Genomic DNA, 3,446 nt, shown 5'->3' with positions numbered 1-3,446 from the left:
GATCGGATGGAGGTTCTTCTTGGCATTCAGCAGTTGTTCAAATTCACTGAAGTTCATTGTCCAGGTCTTCTCGAGGCTCGAAAGATCAGTTGTCGGCCAGGGTTTCAGGCGCCCCGTGATGGTTCAGGAGCCGAGTTAGCGATGCTATCTCCTGAGCTTTCGGTTTCTTGCTGGTCACGGCCTCGTAGATCTCGTTGAGGACCAGATCCGGGTCCTTGTGAGTGAGCTGTGAAATGACATTCGCCAGGTTTCGATCTGACAGATGTTCATATAGCGCTGCCAGAAGAGGGCGGTAATCGGTTGGGCTGACTCCGTTCGGGAATGCTCTTTTCAGCATCGACAGTACGTCTGCCAGGGAGGCGTCCAGCTCGGTTCCGATGGGCATGGTGGGGGTGTTGCTCGCGTCTGTTGGTGGTCGCACGATTCTAGGTCATCAGGGCCCCGGCCGTCGCTGCGACGATGGCCAGTGGTGATACCGCTGACCATGCGAGCCTTTGGTGATTCATTGATTCCAGCCGCCACCCAGGGCCTTGTACAGGGCAATGCTGGACTGCAGTCGCGACAGCCGCAGTTGCACGTTCTGATCCTGGGCGGCGTACAGGGTGCGCTGGGTTTCCAGCACGGTCAGCAGGTCTTCGGCGCCGGCCTGGTAGCGGCTCTGGGCGATCTCGAAGGCCCGTTGCGCCTGATTCAACTCCTCGCTCTGCCACTGGCGTTGCTGGTCCAGGCCGCGAATGCTGTTGAGGGCTTTTTCCACATCGGCAAAACCATTGATGATCGCCCCGCGATAGCTTTCCAGCAGTTCTTCCTGCCGGGCCGTGGCCTTGTCCCGTTCGGCGCTCAGGCGCCCGGCGTTGAAGATCGGTGCCACCAGCCCCGCGCCGAGGTTGTAGAAGGGACTGCGCAGCAGATCCGGGGCGTGACTGGCGCCGGAGCCGAGGCTGGCGCTCAGGGTCACGCTGGGCAACATGGCCGCCCGCGCCACTTTGACGTCGGCCTGGGCTGCGGCCAGTCTGGCTTCGGCGCTGGCAATGTCCGGGCGCCGGGTCAGCAGGTCGCTGGGGACGCCGGCATTGATGCTCGGCCATTGCAGTTGGGCGAAGTCCTGGTGGCCCAGGTTGAGCGCCTGTACCGGTTGCCCGAGCAGGGCGGCGAGGGTGATCCGGGCTTCCTCGGCCTGTTGCTGCGCCAGTGGCAACTGGCGTTGCTGGGCGGCGACCAGGCTGCGTTGCTGGGCCAGTTCCAGGGCGGTGGCCGAGCCCGAGTCGTAGCGGGTCTGCACCAGCTTGAGCACGTTCAGGGCGTTGTCCAGGTTCAGTTGGGCGATCCGGCTTTGTTCGCTCAGCGCCAGCGCCTGGGTGTAGCTGTTGGCGACGCCGCTGAGCAGGGTCAGTTCCACGGTGGCCCGGTCGAACTCGCTGGCCTTGACCCCCAGCAGGGCGCTGTCGCGGGCGGCGTGGCGGCCGCCCCAGAAGTCGATCTCGTAGCTGGCGCTGAGGCTGGCGTCGAAATAGTCCACGGCCTGGTTGTCGCTGGTGGCGTCCAACTTGCTGTAGCCCTTGCCACGCAGCAGTTTCTGCCGGTTGGCGTTGAGCCCGCCCTTGAGCTCGGGCAGCAGTGGCGCACCGGCGATTACGGCGCTGGCCTGGGCCTGGCGCACCCGGGCCACCGCTGCGGCCAGATCGAAGCTGCCATCGCGGGCTTGGGCGATCAAGCGGTCCAGGTCCGGGCTGGCGAACTGGCTCCACCATTGCCGGTTGTCGGCCCGGGCGGCGTGGGTGTCGGCTGTCTGCCAGGTGGTGGGGGCTTGCAGGCCGCTGTCCGGGCGCGGTGCGGGGCTGCTGCAGGCGGCCAGCAGGAGGCAGGCGGTCAGAAGGCTCAGGGGTGTTTTCATCGATCGATCATTCACTGGTAAGGGCCGTGACCGGGTCGAGCCGGGCAGCTTTGCGGGCCGGCATGAAGCCGAAGATGACGCCGGTGACCAGGGCGCAGCCGAAGGCGCCGAGGACGGCGACCAGGGAGAAGGCGATCGCCACTTCACTGAGGATCAGTACGCCACCGATCAGCAGTGCCAGGGCGATGCCGGTCAGGCCGCCGACCACCGAGAGCATCACCGCTTCGGTGAGGAACTGGCGCAGGATGTCGCGCTGGCGAGCGCCGGTGGCCATGCGGATGCCGATCTCTCGGGTGCGTTCGCGCACGGTCATGAGCATGATGTTCATCACCCCGATACCGCCCACCAGCAGCGAGATCGCGGCAATGGCGCCGAGCATCAAGGACAGGGTGTTCTGGGTGCGGGCCTCGGCCTGGATCATCGCCGCGTTGTTGGTCAGCTCATAGTCGCGCTTGCCGTTGTGCAGGCGCAGCATCAGTTGGTCGATGGCTTGCTCGGCTTCCTTGACCTTGCTGGCGTCCGCCGCGGCGATGGCCACGTACTCCGGATTGCGACTGCCAAACAGGCGGGTGCTGGCGGCGGAGTAGGGCACGGCGATGCGATCGTCGCTGTCCTGGTCGCCGGAGCTGGCGCCTTTGCCCATCAGTACGCCGACCACCTGGAAGGGGGCGTTTTCAATCAGGATGTACTGGCCGATGGGGTTGGCGACGTCCTTGAGCAGTTTTTCCCGGACCTTCTTGCCGATCACCGCGACCGCGGCGCCGGCTCGTTCGTCGGCCTCGGTGAAGTAGCTGCCTTCGACCACCGGCCAGTTGAAGATGTGCGGGAAGTTGGTGTCGTTGCCCCCCACGTAGCTCATGTGATCGGCATTGCCGAAACGCACCACGGCTTCCGATCCATTGACCGGCATGATGCGCTTGACCTGGGGCAGGGTGGCCACGGCGGCGACGTCGTCGAGGCTGATGACGCCTTGCGGTGCGCGCGGGTTGGGCGCGTGTCCGCTGAGGTAAAGGATGTTCGAGCCGAAGGCGCCCATCTGCGCCATCACCTGGCGCTTGCTGCCTTCGCCAACGGCCAGCATCACCACCACCGAAGCGACGCCGATGACGATCCCCAGCAGGGTCAGGGCCGTGCGGAAGCGGTTGATCCACATCACCCGCCAGGCCGCCTGTACCGCTTCCAGCAGTTCACTTTTCCAGGCGCCGCTGGCTTCGCTGCCGTCGGCCAGGCGCTGGCGCAGGTCCACCGCCTGCAAGGCGCCGGCATTGGCGCTCTGTTGCACCGACGGGTCGTGGTGGGCGGTGTCGCTGATGATCTCGCCGTCGCGGATTTCGATGATGCGCTTGGCCCGGGCCGCCACTTCGCGGTCGTGGGTGATGAGGATCACCACGTGGCCCTGGCTGGCCAGTTCGTCCAGCAGGGCCATGACTTCGGCGCCGCTGTGGCTGTCCAGGGCGCCGGTGGGTTCGTCGGCGAGGATGATGTGGCCGCCGTTCATCAGGGCGCGGGCGATGGATACCCGTTGCTGCTGACCGCCGGACAGCTGGTGCGG

3 protein-coding genes are annotated in these 3,446 nt (G+C 65.6%); all 3 read right to left on the bottom strand.

The genetic code is table 11. The features are described from left to right. Positions 1-85: 85 nt before the first annotated feature. The gene (locus BLX41_RS11350) at positions 86-385 is read right to left on the bottom strand and encodes a DUF3349 domain-containing protein (RefSeq protein ID WP_123724945.1); all 300 of its coding nucleotides are present in this window, start codon (positions 383-385) and stop codon (positions 86-88) included. A gap of 117 nt (positions 386-502) precedes the next feature. Next, positions 503-1,894, bottom strand: coding sequence for an efflux transporter outer membrane subunit (locus BLX41_RS11345; protein ID WP_123724944.1), 1,392 nt, complete (start codon positions 1,892-1,894; stop codon positions 503-505). Positions 1,895-1,901: 7 nt separating this feature from the next. Further along, on the bottom strand, positions 1,902-3,446 hold a 1,545-nt coding region (locus BLX41_RS11340; RefSeq protein WP_259744707.1), incomplete at its 5' end, for an ABC transporter permease.

Origin of the sequence: Pseudomonas protegens (genome assembly GCF_003732485.1) — a bacterium.
Classification (GTDB): Bacteria; Pseudomonadota; Gammaproteobacteria; order Pseudomonadales; family Pseudomonadaceae; genus Aquipseudomonas; species Aquipseudomonas protegens_B.
The sequence above is the reverse complement of the archived record's forward strand: the minus strand, read 5'-3'. Positions and strand labels throughout refer to the sequence as shown.